This is a genomic window from Actomonas spartinae, from assembly GCF_051209155.1.
Taxonomy (GTDB): domain Bacteria; phylum Verrucomicrobiota; class Verrucomicrobiia; order Opitutales; family Opitutaceae; genus Actomonas.
In genome coordinates this window covers 254,628-270,703 of sequence record NZ_JBPJGB010000003.1, presented here as the reverse complement: position 1 = coordinate 270,703, position 16,076 = coordinate 254,628, and the positions used below count along the sequence as shown (strand labels likewise).

14 protein-coding genes are annotated in these 16,076 nt (G+C 63.3%); 3 read left to right on the top strand and 11 right to left on the bottom strand.

Annotated elements, in window-relative coordinates; translation table 11 throughout:
- Positions 1-182: 182 nt before the first annotated feature.
- The 4 genes from AC0MRV_RS16115 to AC0MRV_RS16100 form a co-directional block, all read right to left on the bottom strand.
- Positions 183-1,088, bottom strand: a complete 906-nt coding sequence (locus AC0MRV_RS16115; RefSeq protein ID WP_472765527.1) for a hypothetical protein — start codon at positions 1,086-1,088, stop codon at positions 183-185.
- Positions 1,089-1,116: 28 nt separating this feature from the next.
- Positions 1,117-2,184 carry a hypothetical protein gene (locus tag AC0MRV_RS16110; RefSeq protein WP_472765526.1) on the bottom strand — a complete coding sequence of 356 codons (1,068 nt, stop codon included), beginning with the start codon at positions 2,182-2,184 and terminating at the stop codon, positions 1,117-1,119.
- 222 nt (positions 2,185-2,406) lie between these two features.
- Positions 2,407-4,011: a GTP cyclohydrolase II gene (locus AC0MRV_RS16105; protein ID WP_472765525.1), complete on the bottom strand. Its 1,605-nt coding sequence runs from the start codon at positions 4,009-4,011 to the stop codon at positions 2,407-2,409.
- A 243-nt stretch (positions 4,012-4,254) separates the two neighbouring features.
- Entirely contained in the window at positions 4,255-5,592 is a 1,338-nt protein-coding gene (locus AC0MRV_RS16100) for an NCS2 family permease (protein ID WP_472765524.1), read from the bottom strand.
- A 134-nt stretch (positions 5,593-5,726) separates the two neighbouring features.
- Between AC0MRV_RS16100 and AC0MRV_RS16095 the strand changes: the two genes are divergently transcribed.
- Positions 5,727-6,581, top strand: a complete 855-nt coding sequence (locus tag AC0MRV_RS16095) for an amidohydrolase family protein (protein WP_472765523.1) — start codon at positions 5,727-5,729, stop codon at positions 6,579-6,581.
- A 36-nt stretch (positions 6,582-6,617) separates the two neighbouring features.
- On the opposite strand, the gene AC0MRV_RS16090 is transcribed toward AC0MRV_RS16095, so the two are convergent.
- Positions 6,618-7,412 (bottom strand): DUF3891 family protein, encoded by a 795-nt coding sequence (locus AC0MRV_RS16090; protein WP_472765522.1) that lies wholly within the window; start codon positions 7,410-7,412, stop codon positions 6,618-6,620.
- Positions 7,413-7,427: 15 nt separating this feature from the next.
- Positions 7,428-8,678, bottom strand: coding sequence for an amidase (locus AC0MRV_RS16085; protein ID WP_472765521.1), 1,251 nt, complete (start codon positions 8,676-8,678; stop codon positions 7,428-7,430).
- A gap of 92 nt (positions 8,679-8,770) precedes the next feature.
- Between AC0MRV_RS16085 and AC0MRV_RS16080 the strand changes: the two genes are divergently transcribed.
- Positions 8,771-9,232 (top strand): RidA family protein, encoded by a 462-nt coding sequence (locus AC0MRV_RS16080; protein ID WP_472765520.1) that lies wholly within the window; start codon positions 8,771-8,773, stop codon positions 9,230-9,232.
- A gap of 43 nt (positions 9,233-9,275) precedes the next feature.
- Here AC0MRV_RS16080 and fabV read toward each other — a convergent pair whose 3' ends face one another.
- The 4 genes from fabV to AC0MRV_RS16060 form a co-directional block, all read right to left on the bottom strand.
- The gene (gene fabV / locus AC0MRV_RS16075; protein WP_472765519.1) at positions 9,276-10,463 is read right to left on the bottom strand and encodes an enoyl-ACP reductase FabV; all 1,188 of its coding nucleotides are present in this window, start codon (positions 10,461-10,463) and stop codon (positions 9,276-9,278) included.
- A 76-nt stretch (positions 10,464-10,539) separates the two neighbouring features.
- Complete coding sequence (locus AC0MRV_RS16070) at positions 10,540-11,112, bottom strand: hypothetical protein (RefSeq protein WP_472765518.1); 573 nt, start codon at positions 11,110-11,112, stop codon at positions 10,540-10,542.
- Positions 11,113-11,210: 98 nt separating this feature from the next.
- Positions 11,211-12,857, bottom strand: coding sequence for an exosortase/archaeosortase family protein (locus AC0MRV_RS16065; RefSeq protein ID WP_472765517.1), 1,647 nt, complete (start codon positions 12,855-12,857; stop codon positions 11,211-11,213).
- Positions 12,854-14,335: a tetratricopeptide repeat protein gene (locus AC0MRV_RS16060; protein ID WP_472765516.1), complete on the bottom strand. Its 1,482-nt coding sequence runs from the start codon at positions 14,333-14,335 to the stop codon at positions 12,854-12,856. The genes AC0MRV_RS16065 and AC0MRV_RS16060 overlap by 4 nt, the downstream gene beginning before the upstream one ends.
- A gap of 185 nt (positions 14,336-14,520) precedes the next feature.
- Here AC0MRV_RS16060 and AC0MRV_RS16055 point away from each other — a divergent pair, with 185 nt between their 5' ends.
- Positions 14,521-15,135, top strand: a complete 615-nt coding sequence (locus AC0MRV_RS16055) for a thioredoxin family protein (RefSeq protein WP_472765515.1) — start codon at positions 14,521-14,523, stop codon at positions 15,133-15,135.
- A gap of 61 nt (positions 15,136-15,196) precedes the next feature.
- On the opposite strand, the gene dapF is transcribed toward AC0MRV_RS16055, so the two are convergent.
- The gene (gene dapF, locus AC0MRV_RS16050) at positions 15,197-16,075 is read right to left on the bottom strand and encodes a diaminopimelate epimerase (RefSeq protein WP_472765514.1); all 879 of its coding nucleotides are present in this window, start codon (positions 16,073-16,075) and stop codon (positions 15,197-15,199) included.
- Position 16,076 lies beyond the last annotated feature (1 nt).

Here is a 16,076-nt window from a genome sequence, read left to right as displayed (position 1 = left end):
GCCTGAAACGTGGTGAATGGCCACCCACTCTCGCATCTAACCCCAATCCCCAAGGCCAGACCCCTTTGGGGACTGACCCCTTTGGGGACTTGACCCCTTTGGGGCCCTGATTCGTCGGGTCTGCCCTTGTAAGCGTCGGAACAGCATCATTGCCGTTCTCAATGCCAACACAACGGGTCGTTTCAACGGTCGCGATCGGTGCCTTGAGTTGATTCGCGAATGAGGAATAGTCGCCACGCCTTGATGGTGTTGGCGCGCTCTTGCTCTGTTCCTCCGTTGTAAATTGTCCCGAAGCTCTCACCTGTGATCTGGTTCAGAATTGCAGCCAATGCATCAACCACCTTTTCGGGGCCGTAGTGCCGGAAGGCTTCAAAAGCGTCGGGAAAGTCGTTTCGAAGTGATATGCTTGGATCAGCCAAATCCCTTCGATCGTCCATGAGCATGATTATTGAGGGGATTGCTTGGGAGCCAAGCGCCTCTAACTGCGCGAAGGCGGAATGTTGCGTGCCAGCGTCGGTCATGTCGTCGACCAAGCCTTTTACAGTTTCATAGAGAGGCTCTCTTTCGGGAGGGAATAGTTCTCGAAATTTTTTGAGGGCGTCGTCCTGCTCCCGAACAATTCTATGAACAAGCGATAGCTGTGCTTCTGAAACTCCCTGAAGTGAATCGGTGGTATGTCCTGCAAAGTAGTATCCGCGAGCGTAAGGATCGCGAACGTAGATGAGGAACAGAAGCGCCGTTTCGCCATTAAGTGCCAAGACTTGTTCTGGTCCGGGTTTGTAGCTTCGTGGTTTCGTATACCAACGAATGATCGGAGGGTTCGAAGCCAAACCCTTCAGCACCACTTCTGGAGAAAAGGACATTTCAACATAGCGATGATCCGAGCTTTCCAGGCTTGATCGAATTTCGGACTCAGGAACGGACAACGTTGCCGTTACAATGAGCTCAGATTCTGCGACTAAGTTCCAGACTTGGGTAAGGTGGGCATCGTCCTCTCCGCGCGCGATGGTCCCGGCGATAAAAACAATTATCGCGATTCCAAACGATCGGTTGCCGAGAGTTAGAAGGTGTCGCTTGAAATTTCTCATACCTAAGGGACGGCGACCTAACTTACTACTAGCTGGCTGAACTATCCGGGCAGAAGCCGTAGAGGGCGTCGTCGCGGCCTTTGCCGGGCCAGTTGACTTGGTCGACGCCGAGGTGGCGCATGACGGCAAAGACGAGGTCGTTGAGAGCGGCTTCGAAACCGAAAATGGAAAGCAAAGGCGGGGCGTCGATTTGGATGACCGAGGCGCTGGCACCGACGCCGCGCAGCATGCGGACGCTGCGTTCGACCATCTGTGCTTCGCCGGGGCCGTTGCCTTGCAGGATGATCGCCGGCTTGGGGTGCGCCGTCATTTGCTGGAAGGGGCCGTGGGCGAACTGGAGGAAGTCGGAGATCGCCGGGCAGTTCCAATAAAGGCCTTCCATGAACTTGCACGCGAGGTTCTGCGAGTAGTCGGAGATCGGCGCGGCGGTGATGAGGTTAAATCCGCCGGCGAAGGCACTCGGCAGTTCGCACATGGCGTCGCGGAGTTTGGTCGGTGCGGTCGCGGCGAGCAGAGGCGCGAGGGTGGCGGAGTCCGGGATCGTGAAGCGCGAGCAGGAGAACTGGGACGCGAACTGCAGGCAGGCGAGGTAGCCGGCGAGGGGACCCACAAAGCGGATGAGAGTGGTGTATTCCTCGGCGAGCGGGAACTCGACCAATTCGCCGCCGGCGTCCAGGAGGTGGCGCAGGAGTTGGGCCCGATCGGGTTTGCCCGCGGCCTCGGCGGCCTCCGGTGTGGTCGCGGTGAACAGGATGGTGTGGGCGAAGTCCTGGCCGCGTTGCAGCGCGATCTGGGCGTTGGGCGAGACGCCTTGCGAAAACACCACGAGGGTCTTGCCGGTGAAGTTGGCGGCGGGTGCGTCGACAAAACCGGAGAGCGGCAGGTAGGCCGCGGCGCGGTCGCTGTGCAGGTTGAGCAACGTGGCGAGGTAGCGCGCGTGGGCCTCGGAACTGCCGGTGCCAGTGACCACAAAACGTTGGCTGGCGAGCGTGGCCGGCTTCAGCGGCTGCGGACCACGGGCGAGCATGCCGTCCAAGACCGACGGGATCATCGCCAGCCGTTCGGCGAGCAGTTCGTGGCCGTGCGGATCAGACATGGGGGGAAACGCTGAAATGCTGAAACGCTGAATCGCTGAAAGAGGTCACGGGCGGAGGGGCAGGGCTTTTTGACACAGAGGACACAGAGGAATCACAGAGGGCACAGCGTTGAAAAGTGGGCAGAGCAGTTTGCCTCTGTTTTCCTTCGTTTCCTCCTGTAGAACGCATTCGGTGGATCGGCTTCGTTCGCTTCGTTGCCTTCTGTAAAACCTGTCAGTCGGTCATTCGCCGATGGAATCTTCGTCGAGGAAGATCCATTTTTCGACGTCGAGGTGCTGCTTTTGCAGGGCCTGGGCGTATTCGGTCTTCCGCACCAGGCTTGAAGGCGAGTTCATGATCATCTGGATGGTGCCACCGCGCACGTGGTGCTTGAGCAGGATCATCGATGCTTCGTAGTCGCGGCTGTCGTAGCCGACGCCGATGCGTTTGTAGGCCTCTTCACTGGAGAGGGCCTTGCTCGACTGGGTGAGCATAAGGTCGGTGGCGTAGGCACCGAAGCCGGCGCCGCGACCGTCGTTGTAGATGAGCTGCACGATGCCGACACCGTATTCGACGATGCGTTTCACCGACTGCTTGAGCTTGTCGCGGTTGCCCAGCTGACGCAGCGGGAAACGATTGAACAATGACTCGCTGTGCAGGCGGACGACCGGGATGTCGTAGGTGCGCGCCTGCGTGGTGCCGTGGGTGAGCATCACAAACTCCTGGCTGGTCACGATGTCGTAGTAGACGTGGACGCGGAACCAATAGGGCGTGGTCAAGAGGTCGACGATCGGGTCGTCCGGGTTGGCCTTCTGATAGGCCTTGAGATTGGTCGGGTCGATCGTGACGAAGAAGCGGTTGCCGCGGATGAGGCGATAATCGCGGATGAGCGGCTTCTCCTCCGCCATGTAGTCCTCGATCTTCTTTTCGGCAAACAGGCTCTGGAAATCCTCGGAACTGAGCAGGATGTCGTTGTCGACCGGCTTCATCGGCAGAAAGTAGGCGGCCGAGTAGACAAAGCGTTTGGCGTCAGGGAGGGCGTGGGGCTTGAACGGCACGACCTGTTCCGGCGGCAGGGCGCGTTTCACGCGAGTGGCGGAAGGGCGGCTCAGGATGTGCCCGCTGGCCGCCTTGGAGGTGAGATAAGCCAGGTTGAACGGCGACGGTTCAAACTCCAGCGTCTCTGTATCGATGACCTTGATACCCTGGCTGCGCAGGGCGGCGACTTTGTCGGGATTGTTCGTCAGCACAATGAACGGCGCGGAGATGCCGAGCAGGCGACAGATGTCCGAGATGTTGTCGTAGTTGCGATGGTCCTTCTTGAGGCCCATCGAGGCGTAGGCCTGAAACGTGGAAAGTTGATCCAACGAAGCCTGCACCATCATGCGGTCGCGCGACTTGCCGACGTAGCCGACACCGCGGCCTTCCTGCATGAGGTAGAAGAGGATGCCATGGCCTTTTTCGGCAATGACCTTGAAGGCGCCCTCGAGCTGCTGCACGCAGTCGCAGTCGCAGCCGCGCAGCGTTTCACTGGTGACGCAGGACGAGTGCAGGCGGGTGTAAAGCACCTCGGCGGCCGAGATATCGCCGTAGGCGAGTGCGATGATATAGTGCCGGTCGATGATGTCCTGAAAAATGTGGGTGCGGAAGAGACCGAAACGCGTCTCGAGGTTGCAGGTGGCCACGTAGAGCGTGGTGCCATGCAGGGGACGGTCGTTTGTCGGCTCGCTGTCGTGCGGCACGGCGCCGAAGGTGTGCTGCATCTCGGCCACCAACCGTTGGAACTCGGGCGGAATGTTGTTGAAAGTATCGTCCGCGGTGGGCGGCGTGGCGGTGTCGGAGGACATGGCGACAGAGTTAATACGCTAATCGGCTGAAACGCTAAAGCAGAGGTCTGTTTTTACAGGAGGGAACGGAGGGCAACCGAGGTCGGCAGGGTGCCGGATTTGTTGTTACAGAAGTGAACGCAGGTTCTTGGTATCGCGTGCTCAGGAGCAGCTCCGTTTACCTCTGTTTCCTTCTGTAAAACAACCACGCTGGTTGGGCTTTGTTTCCTTCGTTTCCTTCTGTGAAAAATCGCTTTGTTCAAATCAGCCGGAGAACGGGAAGATGTGGAAGAATTGGAGGAAGAAGATGGCGGCGATGATGTAGCCGACCGTCGGGAAGGTCTTGGGCTTGCCGCTGGCGAGTGCCAGCAGGGCGGCGCAGATCAGACCGAGGCCGATGCCTTCGGCGATGCTGAAGGTGAGCGGGATCGCAAGGATGATGAGCGTGGCCGGAGCGGCGATGCGGAAGTCGTCCATTTTGATTTCGATGACCGATTGCAGCATGAAGATGCCGACCACCACGAGCGCCGGCGCGGTGGCGGCAGCGGGCACCGCGAGAATCACCGGAGTGAGGAAGAGCGCGAGGAGCATGAGCACGGCGACCGTGATGCCAGTCAGGCCGGTGCGGCCGCCGGCTTCCACGCCTGAAGCGGATTCAATGTAGCTGACGACGGTCGAGGTGCCGAAGAGCGAACTCAGGATGGCGGCGATGGAATCGGCGACGAGGGCGTTGCCGGCTTTGGGCAGGTTGCCGTCCTGGTCGAGCAGACCGGCGCGTTTGGTGACGCCGATCAAGGTGCCGATGTTGTCGAACATATCGACCATGAGCAGCGTGAGGATGAGTGGCAGGGCGATCTGGAAGGCGGACCAACTGGAGAGGAAGCCAAACTCGAGTTGAAGGAAAACGGGGCTCGGGTCGGCGGGCGTGGCGATCCAACTGGAGGGCAGGCTGGTGACTTTGCCGCCGGCGCCATCGGGGACGAAAAGACCGATGATCGAGGTGATGACGATGCCCAGGATGATCGCGGCCGGCACGCCGCGGGCGACGAGGATGATGGTGAGCGCAATGCCGATGAGGCACACGAGCACGGGGCCGGAGGTGAAATCGCCGTGGGTGACGAAGGTCGCCGGGCTGGCCGCTATCACGCCGCCGTTCTTTAGGCCGATGAACGCGATGAAAAGGCCGATGCCGCAAGTGATCGCGATCTTCAGGGGGTAAGGGATGGCGCGGACGATTTTTTCGCGCACACCGGTCACCGAGAGCGCGAGGAAGATGACCCCGTTGACGAAGACCATGCCGAGCGCCTGTTGCCACGGCACGCCGGCGCCGATCACGATCGAGTAGGTGAAAAAGGCGTTGATGCCCATGCCGGGCGCGAGGGCCAAGGGGAAGTTGGTCAGCAGGGCCATCAGGATGGTGCTGACGGCGGCGGTGATGGCGGTGACCGTGACCAGCGCGGCGCGATCCATCCCGGTGTCGGCGAGAATCGTGGGATTGACCGCCAGGATGTAGGCCATGGCGGCGAAGGTGGTGAGGCCGGCTTGGAGTTCGCGCGGGACGGTGGTGCCGTGTTCAGAGAGCTTGAAGAAGCGAGTCAGCATGGAAGGAGGCGGACGGGGAGGTGAAGTTGAGCTGTCGCCTGAGCATCGGCGGTGCCAAACGGCGCTCAGGTTTGTGGGTTGCTCCCGAGGCGGCAACGGCTGAATTTCCCGGGGTGCGGGTCATCGACGCTCATGTGCATCTATATCCACCGGAGGTAAATGCCGATCCGGCGGACTGGGCGCAGGCGCAGGGTGAAGCTCACTGGGCAACCCTGTGCACGCGCGTGCGGAAAGACGGCACACCGGTGCAAGGATTCCCGTCGGTCGACGAGCTGTTGCGCGATATGGATGCGGCCGGTGTGGATGAGGCGGTGCTGCTGGGGTGGTATTGGGAAACGGCGTCCGCGTGCGAGCAGCAGAATGCATTCTTCGAGCGGGCGGTGGCGGCGCACCCGGATCGCTTGCGGGCCTGCGCCGCCTGGCATCCGGCGCTGGGTTGCGAGGTCGCACGGACTTGGCGGGAGCAGGGTTTCGTGGGCATCGGCGAACTGTCGCCGCACAGCGTGAGTTCGGCCGACGACCGCCGCTGGGACGAACTGTTCGCGTTGGCCGGCGAGTTGGAACTGCCGATCAATCTGCATGTGACCGACCCGCGCTCGCGGCCATTTCCGGGCAAGGTGGAGACGCCCTTGCGCGACTTCTTGGGCTGGGCGACGCGCCACCCCCGCACGACCTTCGTGCTGGCGCATGGTGGCGGGAGGATGCCGTGGTTCAAACCGGAGGTGCTGCGCTTGCCCAATGTGGTGTTCGATATGGCCGCGTTCCCGTTGCTGTATCCGCCGCCGGGATGGGATGCGTGGATGGCGCAGTGCCGGCCCGCCAAACTCTTATGGGGCTCGGATCATCCGTTGAATTTGTATCCGAAGGATGGTGACGAGGCGGCGGGACTGGCGCGGTGGCGCGCCGAGGTGGCCGGAGCCGGTTGGGGAGACGAGGTGCTGGCCGCGGTGCTGGGCGGCAATGCGGCGCGGGTGTATCGGCGCGGGTAGGAGGCCACTCGCTTACGCTCGCAGCTACAAGGGCGACTATCTGGTGAGCTTGATCGTGATCGGGACGATCGTCGCGGCGGCGAAAGCGGCGCGATAGGACGCGAGATCGGTCACCGCGGATTTGGCGAGCGTGCGGCGCGGCAGCGTGAAGGAGAGCTCCGGTTCGACGAAGGGCCATGGCGCAATGCGCCAGGTGTGGGCGGCGACGGGGGTGCAGGTGAGCGTATGCAGATCGCCAGCGCGGTCGGGGTGGCGATGGCGGAGCTCACGCGGTTCGTCGTAGCCGGAGCAGACAATCAGCGAAAGGTTGTCGCAGCATTGGAGGAACTCGAAACCCCGCTGCATGGCGCGGGGGTCGGCGGCGTGCGCAGCGATGGTGGTCTGCTGCCAGTCGCGTTGGGCGGCGAGAAAGGACGCGTGGACCTCGCGATGTTCGGGGCGGATGCTGTCGAGGTCGGCTTGCTCGGTGAGCAGGTTGACCGTGTGCATCGACACGATGACGGCGGCGAGGGGATCGGCTTGGGCGACCGCGGCGGTGGCTTCGGCGCGGACACCAAGGTAGGCCGGCAGATCGATCTCTTCGAAAGCGGAATAGGCGCCGACCAGATCGCGGGTGAAGGCCTCCGGTTTGCCGGCGGGAGTCAGCGAAGGGTTGGCATCCCGGGCCAGCCAACCGTCGTCGTGATGGTAGACCGCGTGGCGAATCGGTGCGAAAGGTTCAGGCGGGGCGAAGCGATCGTTGCCCCAAGCATCGGCAAATTCACCCGCCAACTTCGCGTGGTCGGGGTGGGTGATGAGGATCCAGTCCTGGTCGGTTTCAGCGCGAATCATGATATCAACCCGGGTTCAGCAACTTTCACACCGGCCGAGCACCCAATCCAACGCCGCGCTGTGCACGCTCGGAAACACGACTTGGAGGCCCAGCGTGAAATCGTTTTCGAATGGCACCGGCGTCGTAAGCGCCGGCAGACCCGCGAGCGAGACTGGCGTTGTGAGGTTGAGCAGGGTGTCGCGCAGCGCCTGGTTGCGTTGCTCGGCCGTTGGTGCGGGCAACGTGGAAACCGGCATCACCAGAAAGTCGTGGTCCGCGAAAAAACGGGTGAACGCGAGGCGCACCTTGAGCAGGTGGAGACGAGCCTGATCGACTTCGGCGGCGGTCCAGCGGCGGCCGCGATCGATGCGTTGCCATACGGCCTCGCCGTAGTCGGCCCGGCGGCGGTCCAGCGTGTCGTGGTGGATACCGTAGGCCTCGGTGCTTTGCAGGATGGAATACGCCTGATTGCTGCCGGCGAAAGTGCGGCACAATGGATCTTCGGCGGTCAAGGTCCGGGTGGTCAGCGACGCGGCGGCCGCGCTCAGGGCGGCCGTCGCCGCCGGTGGGCATTCAACTTCGAAAAGGGACGGCGGTGCCCATGCGCCGCGGGGTCGGCACGGGGGCTGGGGAAACGCGCCACGCAGGGCCACGTGCAGGCGACGTAGATCAGCAGGCGATCGCACCAACCAACCTGCGGTATCGAAGCTGGGGGCGAGCGGGAAGGCGTCGGCGATCCACGGGTGTCCCGGCGTTTCGCGCCAACTGTAGAGTCCGCAAAACGCAGCCGGCACGCGCAGGGAGCCTCCGGTGTCGGTGCCGAGGGCAAACGGCACCAGGCCGGCCGCGACGGCGGCGGCCGAACCACTGCTCGATCCACCCGCGTCATGGCCGGGGTGATACGGATGGTCGACGTTGCCGAAGTGCGGATTCTCGCCGGTCAGACCGTAGGCGAACTCGTGGAGGTGGGTCTTGCCGACCGGAATGGCGCCCAGTTCGCGCAGCCGCGCCACCAGCGTCCCGTCGCGCCGAGCGCGTCGGACGGGCAGTTTCCCGCTGCCGGCGGTGGCGTGGCCGGCGAGATGGAACAGGTCTTTGATGGCGAAGGGCAAACCGCGCAGGGGCGCGTTGGCGGGCGGTTCGGCGGTCCAAACCGCCTCGTCGCTGAGAGACGCCCAGATCGCCCGGTCCTGCGCCGCGGTGAAGGCGCGCCGGCGGGTGCGAAACAGATCCGCCGCAGCGGCGGGATCGGATTGATGGAGGGATTGCCAAGCGGCGAAGTCCATGGGGCGAAGGTTTGCGGATGGACGGATGATGGCAATGCCCTGGCGCGATATTCGACTGGCGGAGGGCGGCCCAAGCGTTCTTTGCTAGCGCCATGGATCCTGAAGCAAAACTGGCTGAACTCGGACTCGAACTGCCCCCGCCGCCTGCGGCCGGTGGCAACTACCTGCCGTATGTGCGGACGGGCAACTTGGTTTACTGCGCCGGCACCATCTCGGTGCGCAATGGCGAGATGACTCACACTGGTCAGGTGGGAGCGGAGCAGTCCGTCGAGACCGGTTACGAGTCGGCTCGGGTTTGCGCGCTCAACACGCTCGGCGTATTGAAGTCCGCGGTGGGTTCACTCGCAAAGATCAAGCGCCTCGTTTATGTGGGCGGATACGTGAACGCGGTTTCGGGTTTCGCTGACAGCCCGGCGGTCGTGAACGGCGCGAGCGACCTGTTCATCGCTGTGTTGGGCGAGGCCGGGCGCCACTCGCGCGCGGCGGTGGCGGTGGCGGGACTGCCCAAGAATTCGACGGTCGAGATTCAGGTCGTGGCGGAAGTCGAAGACTGATCGCGGCACAAAAAAGGCGCTCCGGTGGGAGCGCCTTTTTTAATCAAATCATCGGACGATGCGGTTCGGTGTCGGCATCGTAATCGATGCCGGGCAGGCCGAAGCCGAACATTTTGAGAAACTCGGCGCGGTAGCCGGCGATGTCGGTGAGTTCCTCGAGGTTCTCGGTCGTCACCTGCGGCCAGATTTCCTTCACGCCGGCCTGGATGTCGTCCTGCATTTCCCAGTCGTCCACGCGGATGCGGCCGGCCTCGTCGAGAGGAACATCGCTCCCGGAGTAGAGCCGGTCGGCAAAGAGGCGTTGCATTTGTTCGATGCAGGCCTCGTGCGTGCCCTTGGCCTTCATGAGTTTGTAAAGGATCGAAATGTAAAGCGGGACCACCGGGATGGCCGAGCTGGCCTGCGACACGAGGGCCTTGTTGACCGAAATGAAGGCGCGACCGTAGCCCTTGGTCTTGAGGTGGGCGTCGATGCGTTTGCAGGCGGCTTCGAGGTCGTTCTTGGCGAGGCCAATGGTGCCGTTCTTGTAGATGTCCCAGGTGACCTCGGGACCGATGTAGGAGTAGGCGACCGAGGTGGCGCCGTCAGCGATGACGGCGGCCTCGTCGAGGGCCTTGATCCAGCGTTCCCAATCGTCGCCGCCCATGACGGCGATGGTGTCGGCGATTTCGTCGTCGGAAGCCGGTTCGATGGTCACGTCGCTCACGATGCCGCGGTCGGTATCCACCGTGCGGTTACTGTAGGTCGTGCCGACCGGCTTGAGCACGGACTTGTGCACGGTGCCGGTGTCGGGGTGGGTGCGACGGGGGGAGGCGAGGGAGTAGACGATGAGGTCGACGGTGCCGAGGTCCTCTTTGATGGCAGCGATGACCTGCTCTTTGATTTCGGTGGAGAAGGCGTCGCCGTTAAAATTGCGGGCGTAGAGTCCCTCGGCGCGGGCCTTTTCGGTGAAGGCGATGGTGTTATACCAACCGGCCGTGCCCAGGCGGTCCTCCTCGGAGGGTCTTTCGAAGAAGACACCGATCGTTTTGGAGCCGCAGCCAAAGGCGGCGGAGATGCGTGAAGCGAGGCCGAAACCGGTGGAGGAGCCGATGACGAGCACGTTCTTGGGGCCATCCGAGATGGCGCCCTTCGACTTCACGTAGTCGATCTGTTGTTGGATGTGCGCCGCGCAACCCTCGGGATGGGCGGTGACGCAGACGAAGCCGCGAACACGGGGTTTTATGACCATGGGGCGCAAGCTGCGGGGCCCTCCGCAGCGTGGCAAGTGTGTAAAACCGGCGTGAGGGGGCCGGGTTTGACCGGTTTCAGGGGCGCAATTCGCCGCCCAAACGGAGGGCGGGTTCGGCCGAGTTTTGTGTGGTGATGCGCAAACTAAAAGCGCTGACCGTCTCGGGGTGCGCCGGGCGGTAGTGAAAAAGGCCGCGTTGGAAATCGGGCGGAACCGCTGCGCTGAAAACTTCGTCGCTCTCCAGGTGATCGCTGGAAATGCGGCGGGTTGCCTGCAACGCAAAGTGGGGTTGGGCGGAGCTGGGGGATGCGCTGGTCACGATGATCACCCCATCGCCGCTCGTGGGCGACCAGACCACAGCATAGGCCGGTTGCGCGCCGGCGCTGGCGGCGGAGAGTAAAGCGACGCGTGCCTGCGCGAGGTCGACGGTGTCGCCCGCGAGGCGTTGGGAGAGCAGACGCTCGATCTCGAGGTCGTGCGCCAAGGCTTGGATCTCGGCGTCGGCGAGTTGGGCGCTTTGCTCGGCGAGACTGGCGCGGCCTTTGAGCTGAAAAGCCAGCAGCCCCAGCCAGCCCGAGCCACAAAGCGCGATCGCGGCGATGAGCCACGGCAGGAGGGATCGGGAGGGACGGGCGGGTTGATCGGTCATCTCACAAAACGGCGAGACCAATCACGCCCAGCACGATGAAGACGGCGAGCCAAACCAGCGCCGTGCGTTCGCGATGCGTGAGTTTGAAAAGCATCGGGTCAGATGCCGTAAGGCTCAAGGCGGTTGAATATATCCCGCAGCAGCGGCTCGTGCTTGATCTGCTCCCACGGGCGGTTGCTGGAGAGGCGGACGAACATCTGTTCGCCTTCGCTGCGAATGCCGTAGGCGAACAAGGAGGACAACAGCTCCAGCGGTTCGCGGGGGTTGAAGTCCCGGATCACGCGGCGGTCGTAGCTGTGCCAGAACCACACGTTCTGGCTGATGCGTTGGTTGTCGAAACGGCGGAATTCGGCGGTGTTGAGTTCGCGCGTGCCGAGGGGCAGGCGCACGGTGGTTTGGTCGACCGGTTGCGCGGTCCAACCCGCGCCGGGCCAGCAGGCGTCGGGCGTGTGAGTGGCCACGGTGCTGACGGGGGCGCGGCCGGGCGACCAGTAGGCGATGTAGAGTGTGATCTGCAGCAGCTCGCCCGCGTCGTCCTCCTTGAGGTAGATGCGTTGGCCCAGGTTGTCGGTCGCGAGAATGTCGGAGAAGCGATAGAGGTCGCTGCTCGTGCCAACGCGCCATCCCGGGGGATTCGCCGGCATGAAGGACAAGACGTCGGGTGCCGCAAATGAGCTCGGCGCGGCCGAGCGGGTCATGAAGGCAAAGAACAAGGCGCAGGCGACGGCGAGTCCGTAACCGGCGTGGAAGATCGGCAGCGTGCGCCGCACCCGGGCGGTGGACGTGGGGTCATCGAGCTCCGCTGCGTCGGTGACAGGGGCGGCGGCGGGCGCGGCGTCCTCCAGTTTTTCCAGCAACAGCGCGAGCAGACCGAGGCCGACGGCGGTGACGCCGAGGATGGCGAACCCGGTCGCATCGTGCCAAAACCCGTTGATGTCGACGCCGCGGTTGGCGAGCAGGGTGAGCAGCAGCGAGCGGATGAAGTTCATCCCGATCGCCAGCAGCGGCGCGAGCACGATGAGGGCAACCCGACTGGGCACGCGGCGGACAAAGGCAGCGGAGAAAAAGAAGCCGGCGAAGATGCAGGAGAGCAGGCTGCGGACACCGCTGCAGGCGTCCTCGACGCCGACGGTGGTGGTGGCCAGCTCGATGATGTTGCCGGATTGCACCGCGGGAATGCCGAGCAGGTGCAGGGCCTCCAGCACGCGTTCGGTCACCCATAGTTGCAGGTGGAAGGTGAGTTTGCCGTAGGTGCCGGGCGGCAGGGGCAGGCAAAGCACCCACAGCAACAGCCCGACGAAGGCCACCCAGTTGAAGGGCACCAAACGCACTTGCGGGGTGGCCGCGATGAGCAGAAAGGCACCGAGGCCACCGGCGGCGGCGAGGCCCAGCATGAAGAGGACGAGTGTGTGCGACCAGTCCAGGGCGGCGGCGTAGAGCGACCCGACCAGAAGCAGGGCTCCACCCAGCAAGAGCGCGACAACCACGGTGCTGATCCATAATTTGGATACAGGCAACCAGCGAAGGGGGCCGCGTTGACGGCTCTCGTGGATGAGCACGGCGAACAACACCGGCACGAAGAAGCCGTGCGAAAGATCGGGGTTGGAGGACCACTCCGGGATGATGCGCCCCAGCCACGCCCCGACCAGAACCGCGACCCAGACGGGCAGCAGCCAGGCGCTCCGGCCCATGTTGCGCATGAGGGCCGGCACCTCGCGCCAAGGACGGCAGGCGACGTCGTTCATTTCTTCTCCGGCTCGAAACGGGCCAACATGGCGTAGGTCATTTCGAGGGACAAGGGTTGCAGGGTCGGCAGGGTGCGTTCGATGCGCACCTGCACGGGGTTTTGCATCATCGCGCTGATGACTTCGAGCGAGTTGAAGGCGGTGCCGGTCTCCTGGCGCAGGACGCCCGCCAGCTTGTCCTGCTGGACCGTGTCCTGGTGGGCGCCCGCGAGGCAGTAGAGGTCGACGAGGGTGGAGAGGCGCTCGCCGGCGTTGGTCAAGCGCATGGGGTCGATGCGCGTTCGCACCAGTTGGTAGAGCTCGGGATCGGGGTGTTGGATTAGGTGGGCACTGAGGAGTTCCACCTGCACGAGGCTGGGCTCCAAGCGGGTGAGTTGATCGACGAGGGCAAGGTAAGCTTGGCGGAACTGACCCTTGGCGTAGGCCTTGAGCTGAAGCGAAAGTCGATCGCGGTCACCGATGCGCTGGGAAAGTTCGTTGATCAACTCCAAGGCCCGCGCGGGATTGCCCAGACTGATGAGCCGGCGCAGTTGGTAATAGACCACAAAGTTGGGCATGCTGGGCGGCGGCAGATGTCCGAGAATGTTGAGCGAGAAACTGATCGGCCGCGCGCGAATTTCCGTTTCCAGGGTGAGCACCTCGCGGACACCGGGGGCGAGATTGTCCTCCTGCTGCAGGATGTGGGTGAGCAGGGCGGTGTTGCCGGTGCGTTCATTGGCGAAGAGCAGGGCATGCACCCAGGCGGGGACCATGTCCGGGTCGAAGGTGAGCGCGCGCGCGGCGAGGTTCTCGATCGCCGCATAATCGGCGCGTGGCAGGAGCGCGCGCAGCCAGGTCTGGGCGGTGCGGGTGCGCTCCGCGGGGTGGTCTCGCATCAACTGTTCATACAGATGATTCGAAACGTCGGGTCGGCTGGCCTGCCACAACTTGGCGAGCGAAAGCCCCGCGTCGTAGTTGGCCGGGTCGTATTCATAAGCCAATGACAGCGAGAGCGCCAGACCGTTGAGGTCACCGGTTTGGTAGGCATTCTCGGCCTGGGTGAGGAAGTAGGCCGAACGGGCTTGGTTGATCTTCGACCAATTGGGCGGCCACGCGATCATCTCGACTGTCACCGGATAGCCGATACCACGCATGATTCCGTAGGCGCCGAAAATGACGGTGGAGAGCGTCAGCGCGAGGGTGATCGCGACAAAGGCGATGGGGCGGCCCCAGAAGGCGCGCACGTCCTGGGCGTCGACACTGCACTTGAGTTTGCCCTCGGCGTTGGGCTGGAGCAGCGGGCAGACGACGCGAAAGCGCGCGGGTTTGCTGAAATGCAGCGCGGCGTCGCAACCGGTTTGACCAGCGCGGCCGGAGTCGGAGAGGTTCTGGCAAGGGCACGCCGATCCGCCCCGACCACCTCGGTAGAGGGATTTGCGGGTGTTCCAGTAGAAGAACCCCCAGCAGATTCGAAAAACATCGGCGATCCAGCCCAGCACAGGATCGGGACTGTGTGATGCAAATCTGTGGCCCGCAACTCGTAAGCTGAGGGAATCTCCTTACGATTGTGGCAATCCGGTCGGGATTCGTAAAGGGGCGTAGACGTTCACCAGCATAAGCGTGCCGCCACCACTGGAGAAATCGGGGTTTCGGGCTAGGTTTCGCGCGTTCCCAAACCTTGCCTATGAAATCTCTACTCCGATCCACCTTTCTCGCCCTCACGACCTCCGCGCTTCTGGCGGTGTCCGCCGGGGCAAGCACGGCCAAAGTCGGCGCCGCTGCGCCGGACTTTTCTCTGACCGATATCGATGGAAACACGCACCAACTGAGCGACTTTCGCGGCAAAACGGTGGTGTTGGAATGGGTCAACCCCGAGTGTCCCTTCGTCGTAAAACACTACAGCAGCGGCAACATGCCTGCCCTGCAGAAGTCGGCGACCGAAGAAGGGGTGGTGTGGTTGACCATCAACTCCGGTTCCGCCGGTGCCCAGGGCGACTACGATGCGTCGCGAGTGGCAAAATGGATGGCCGATCACGACGCTGCACCGACGGCGTATTTCCGTGACCAAGACGGGCAGGTCGGCCGCATGTTTGGGGCCAAAACCACACCGCACATGTATGTCATCAACCCGGATGGCCATCTCGTCTACAACGGCGCGATCGACAGTATCCCCTCCGCCAACCAGCGCGATTTGGCGAAGGCTCAAAACTATGTGACGGCCGCGCTCGCCGCGGTGCGCGAGGGCGGCACGATCGAGCGCGCCCAGACGCAGCCCTACGGCTGTTCGGTGAAATACTGAACGCCTCCCGCCGCCGATTGTTTCACGAAGCCGGTCCGGTCGCGGGCCGGCTTCGTTTCGTTCAAGCTCGGGCGAGTCCAGGGAAGTTGAAGAGGTCCGGATCGATGGAGCCGTCGGCGACGCGGTTGACCGAACCGGTCAGGCGAATCGCGTAGTCCGGTCCGATGGAGATCTGAATTTCGCCGCCGGGCATTTCGACCGTGAGGTCATCGTTTACGAGGCCGAGGCGATGTGCGACGGCGGCGGCGGCGCTGGAACTGGAACCCGAGGCGAGGGTGTAGCCGGCGCCGCGTTCCCAGATCTCGATGCGAATGCGCTCGCGGGACAGGACCTGCATGAACTGCACGTTGATGCGGTGCGGGAAACGATCGGCCGTCTCGATGGCGGCGCCGTGACGCAGCGCGAGTTCCGGCGTGAGGTTTTCCACTGGAATCACGCAGTGCGGATTGCCGATGGTGGCCGCGCAAAAGGTGAAGGTGCGGTCATTGGCCGCGATGGTTTCGTTGATGACCTCACGCTCATCGCCCGTCACGGGGATGGCCGAGCTATTGAAGCGGACTTGCCCCATGTCGACCGTGACCGCTTGCGCGCCGTCATGCACCGTGGCGACGACCTCACCGCCCGGCGTGTGAATGGGCAGCTCCGGCGAATCCGGGTGATGGTGATCCCAAAGGAAACGGGCAAAGATGCGCAGGCCGTTGCCGGACTTCTCGGCTTCGGAGCCATCGGGATTGAAGATGCGCAGGCCGTAGGGCGTCGATGGCATCGCGACGGGGCCCCACAGGATGCCATCGGAGCCGACGCCAAAGTGGCGGTGGCAGATGGCGCGAATCCGGGCGGGCGAGGGCGGCGCGGGTTCGGGCCACTCGGCCGGATCGAGCACGATGTAGTCGTTGCCCAGTGCGTGATATTTGTGAAACCGCATGTCGCGCGATGCCACG

Excerpts from the sequence above, each read along its gene's own strand:
- AC0MRV_RS16070 (WP_472765518.1), bottom strand. The coding sequence starts at position 11,112 with ATGACCGATCAACCCGCCCGTCCCTCCCGATCCCTCCTGCCGTGGCTC.
- AC0MRV_RS16090 (WP_472765522.1), bottom strand. The coding sequence starts at position 7,412 with ATGATTCGCGCTGAAACCGACCAGGACTGGATCCTCATCACCCACCCC.
- AC0MRV_RS16055 (WP_472765515.1), top strand. The coding sequence starts at position 14,521 with ATGAAATCTCTACTCCGATCCACCTTTCTCGCCCTCACGACCTCCGCG.
- AC0MRV_RS16080 (WP_472765520.1), top strand. The coding sequence starts at position 8,771 with ATGGATCCTGAAGCAAAACTGGCTGAACTCGGACTCGAACTGCCCCCG.
- AC0MRV_RS16100 (WP_472765524.1), bottom strand. The coding sequence starts at position 5,592 with ATGCTGACTCGCTTCTTCAAGCTCTCTGAACACGGCACCACCGTCCCG.
- AC0MRV_RS16085 (WP_472765521.1), bottom strand. The coding sequence starts at position 8,678 with ATGGACTTCGCCGCTTGGCAATCCCTCCATCAATCCGATCCCGCCGCT.
- fabV (WP_472765519.1), bottom strand. The coding sequence starts at position 10,463 with ATGGTCATAAAACCCCGTGTTCGCGGCTTCGTCTGCGTCACCGCCCAT.
- AC0MRV_RS16065 (WP_472765517.1), bottom strand. The coding sequence starts at position 12,857 with ATGAACGACGTCGCCTGCCGTCCTTGGCGCGAGGTGCCGGCCCTCATG.
- AC0MRV_RS16110 (WP_472765526.1), bottom strand. The coding sequence starts at position 2,184 with ATGTCTGATCCGCACGGCCACGAACTGCTCGCCGAACGGCTGGCGATG.
- AC0MRV_RS16115 (WP_472765527.1), bottom strand. The coding sequence starts at position 1,088 with ATGAGAAATTTCAAGCGACACCTTCTAACTCTCGGCAACCGATCGTTT.
- AC0MRV_RS16105 (WP_472765525.1), bottom strand. The coding sequence starts at position 4,011 with ATGTCCTCCGACACCGCCACGCCGCCCACCGCGGACGATACTTTCAAC.